At 36.6% G+C, this 4041-nt stretch carries 4 protein-coding genes; 3 read left to right on the forward strand and 1 reads right to left on the reverse strand.

Annotated features, from left to right (window positions below):
- The first annotated feature begins 226 nt into the window (after positions 1-226).
- On the forward strand, positions 227-826 hold the full coding sequence (gene msrA, locus AC1DND_RS24535; RefSeq protein WP_477585175.1) for a peptide-methionine (S)-S-oxide reductase MsrA: 600 nt from the start codon (positions 227-229) through the stop codon (positions 824-826).
- 73 nt (positions 827-899) lie between these two features.
- Positions 900-1253, forward strand: a complete 354-nt coding sequence (locus tag AC1DND_RS24540; RefSeq protein WP_477585176.1) for a VOC family protein — start codon at positions 900-902, stop codon at positions 1251-1253.
- A 93-nt stretch (positions 1254-1346) separates the two neighbouring features.
- Here the strand turns inward: AC1DND_RS24540 and AC1DND_RS24545 are convergent, their stop codons facing one another.
- Positions 1347-2648: a hypothetical protein gene (locus tag AC1DND_RS24545; RefSeq protein WP_477585177.1), complete on the reverse strand. Its 1302-nt coding sequence runs from the start codon at positions 2646-2648 to the stop codon at positions 1347-1349.
- 261 nt (positions 2649-2909) lie between these two features.
- Here AC1DND_RS24545 and mqo point away from each other — a divergent pair.
- On the forward strand, positions 2910-4041 hold a 1132-nt coding region (gene mqo, locus AC1DND_RS24550), incomplete at its 3' end, for a malate dehydrogenase (quinone) (protein ID WP_477585178.1).

The following is a 4041-nucleotide window of genomic DNA, read 5'->3' on the forward strand; positions in this document are numbered from 1 at the left end:
TAATAGTCGATTGTCACACTAAATCCATTATAATTTAAACGCAAACTACAGCTTATTTAATTTCGTATAATTAACTAGAAAATAACTTGATGAACTGTAAGGTAAATTGGTTATTTGCGACTAATAAAATAACACACACACAATGAAACCATCATGATTTGCCATCTCAACAATTAGATAAAAAATCATGATAGCTTCATTACATTTAAAAACAAATAAACACACAATGAAAAAAATAATTTTAATTCTTTTATCGGTATTGGCCTTAAATCAGGCAAATGCGCAAGGAAAAAAGACAGAGAAAGCTACATTCGGAATGGGCTGTTTTTGGTGTACTGAAGCCATTTTTCAACGTTTAAAARGCGTGGTATCGGTTAAATCTGGTTATGAAGGCGGTACTTTAACCAATCCAACTTACGAGGAAGTATGTACCGGTGCTACAGGGCATGCCGAGGTTTTAGAGATTACCTATAACCCAATGGTGATTTCTTACGATGACTTATTGGAAGTTTTTTGGAAAAGCCACGATCCTACAACATTAAATCGTCAGGGCGCCGATAGCGGTACCCAATATCGTTCAGTTGTTTTTTATCACACGGCTGAGCAAAAAGCTTTGGCAGAAAAATATAAGGCAGAGCTGAATAAAACCAATGCTTATGGCAAAAAAGTGGTAACAGCTATAGAAGCGGCCAAACCATTTTATATTGCAGAAAATTACCACCAGAATTATTTCAACAAAAACGGAAGTGAACCTTATTGCAGATTGGTGATTCAGCCCAAAATAGAGAAACTGGAAAAAATATTTAAGGCGAAGCTTAAAAATTAATAAGCGTGCTTGACTAGCCCTGCAATAAACATTGTAGGGCTTTTTGTTATCTTAGGAATTTAAAATACTGTTTATGGTGAAAAGAATAGTACTTAATGTTAATACTCAAAAAATTGCTGATGCAGCCAGTTTTTATAAAGATATTTTGGGGCTTGATCTGCTAATGGATCATGGTTGGATTGCCACTTATGGTGCGGCAGGACAAAAAATGGATGTACAGATCAGTTTTGCTTCCGAAGGCGGATCGGGTACCCCAACACCAGATCTATCCATCGAAGTTGAAAATGTTGATGAAATATTGGAAAAGGTGAAAGCCGCCGGATTTCCGATCGAATATGGCCTGGCTGATGAACCATGGGGTGTTAGGCGATTTTATACAAGAGATCCATTCGGCAAATTGGTTAATATTTTAAGTCATCTCGAATAATTCCCGAACCCTTCCGCTTATGAATTTGTCGTCTTGAGTAGATGCTAAAATCTATCTGTGTGTATCCTTTTTATCTGTGGTTAAAACTTACCATTAGTTCAAAAAACCTTTAGCTTTTTCGAGCAGTTCGCTACCTTTTTTACCAATTTCTTTTTTTCCTTTTTCTATTGTTGAAGGCTGAGTATACTCACTCACCGAATTAGAAAGCGCCTTAAACTTACCTATGCCAGCAAATACTTCTTCGGTATAAGGAACACCCTGTTGTTTCATCAGTTTTTCCCAGTCTATTTTTGAGAGTACCGCAATCATGTATTTAGTGGCAATTTTACCGATAAACGCTTTGTCGTACACACCAGTTAGTGCCTTATCTGATTTACGGTCTTTTACATATACCATAGTTTGTTGTAGTGCTTCGCGTTCGTTMTTAGAAAATAATGGGCTTTTGCTCAGCTTTTCCAATGCTGGAAGCGACTGCTCTGGTCTTTCCTTTTTTAAATTCAGATAAGCGGTTATTCCCCAAACCAGTTCGTTTTGGATGCCGAGTTTATTCATGTCGTTTAAAAAAGCCTCAAAATCTTCAAGCGATCTTTCCTCATCAATTTTTCGCTCCATTCTCATGCGGTCAAAACCTCTAAAAAGATAGTTCATGCTATGGAAAGCCAAATGAGTCTGCTCATCGTTTAAACGGCTCCAGCCAAAAAATGATTTGGTGTAGGGGAGTGGGATTTTCTCATTTTTATCCAGCCATTTAATGTTTCTCGAAAGGCCATCCTCAGATAGATAAAATAAGTTGTTGCTAAAAAACAAGAAACCGCGTACAAATTCTAAAAGTGTTTTAATTTCGCAATCATCCAGCAGTTCTGGTTGAGTTTTAGCACATTCATATAACGCAAAAGGTTGCCCTAAATCTCTGGTGGCCAGTACAGCCATGCTTAAAATGGCATGTTCTATATTTTGATAGTAAGCCTTGTTTGTATCCTTAAAAAATGGTTGCGGTGTTTTTACGCCCGTTTTCATTGCGATAAAGCCTGCAGTTAGTAATGGAAAAACATCTTCATCGGTTTCTTTTACAAATTGTTTAACCGACCGATATTCTTTATATACCCTTAAGGCGTCTATTACAGAAATATTTTCATTGTTGTGTGCGTTTACTTTGTTCAGCGTCCTGACAACACTTTGTGCCTGTTTGCTGAATTTCTGATACTCGGGCTGGGTAGTATCTTGAACGGCAGTTGAACGGACTGCTATTTTAGCAAATTTATAAAATATGATTTTATCATAATTGATGTTTTCAGCCAGTTTCTTTTTATCAAGTTCGAGTAAAAGCTGATCGGTTTTTTCGCCAGAACAGGCAGCTAAAAATAGTACAAAGCAAAATAAAATTAAATTCTTCATGAGGCATGTTTTAAACAAATAGATGTATAAAACTAATACTTTAGGAAAGAAAAAAAATGAAAAATGCAGATTCTTCTAAATTTAGCCTTTCAGAACATGTCCTTATTATCAAAATTTAAATTTTTTCAATCGTTTAAAATCAAAATGATAAATTTTCAAAAGGAAAAGAAGGCACTATTAGCAAATTAATAATGGGTTTCTATGGTCAGTTTAATGTTCTTTTTACTTAGTTATTAATCAAACTATTTTTTGGATTAAAATTTGATTAGAACATGTCAACAATTAGAGCCCAATTTAAGCATAGAAATTTACGAACGTTTAGATATTGCGGCAGCAGAAAGTTCTGATGCCTGGAATAATGCGGGAACGGGACACTCTGCTTTTTGCGAATTAAACTATACGCCCGAAAAGAAGGATGGTACGGTTGAAATAAAAAAGGCAGTTCAGATTGCTGAGCATTTTGAAGTTTCCAAGCAATTTTGGTCATATTTAGTGAGTAAGGGATTGGTTTCTGACCCTTGTAATTTTATCCGCAATATTCCTCACATGAGCTTTGTTTGGGGGAAAAAGAATGTAGAATATCTTAAAAAACGCTACGACGCATTAACCCAATGTGATCTGTTTAGCGACATGCAATATACCGAGGATACTGAGCTTGTAAGAAACTGGGCACCCTTAATTATGGATGGCCGTAAAAAGAGCGAAAAAGTTGCGGCTACAAAAATGGATCTGGGAACCGACGTTAATTTTGGAACCTTAACCCGTGATATGTTTAACAACTTAAAGGAACAAAGTAATGTTAATCTGCATTTCAATCACGAAATCCGTGACCTGAAAAAGAATAAAGACGGCAACTGGATTGTAAAAGTTAAAGATTTAGAAACCGGCGATAAACGTAAACGTGTAGCTAAATTTGTATTTATCGGTGCTGGTGGTGGCTCTTTGCCTTTATTGGAAAAATCAGATATTCCTGAAGGAAAAGGTTTTGGCGGTTTCCCTGTAAGTGGGCAATGGCTGAAATGTACCAATGAAGAAATTATTAAAAAACACCATGCAAAGGTATATGGCAAGGCTGCGGTTGGGGCGCCGCCAATGTCGGTTCCACATCTAGATACCAGAATGATTAATGGCAAGCAGGCACTGTTGTTTGGGCCGTATGCTGGTTTTTCTACCAAATTTCTTAAAAATGGTTCATTCCTGGATTTACCAAAATCAATTAAATTTAATAACATCCGTCCGATGCTTTCTGCCGGATTGCACAACCTCGATTTAACAAAATATTTAATTGAGCAGGTTAGGCAGTCGCCAGAAGACAGGTTGGAAGCGTTGAAAGAATATTTGCCAACTGCCGAACTTAAAGATTGGGAACTGGAATATGCAGGGCAGCGTGTTC

Source organism: Pedobacter sp. 01N416 (genome assembly GCF_056399685.1).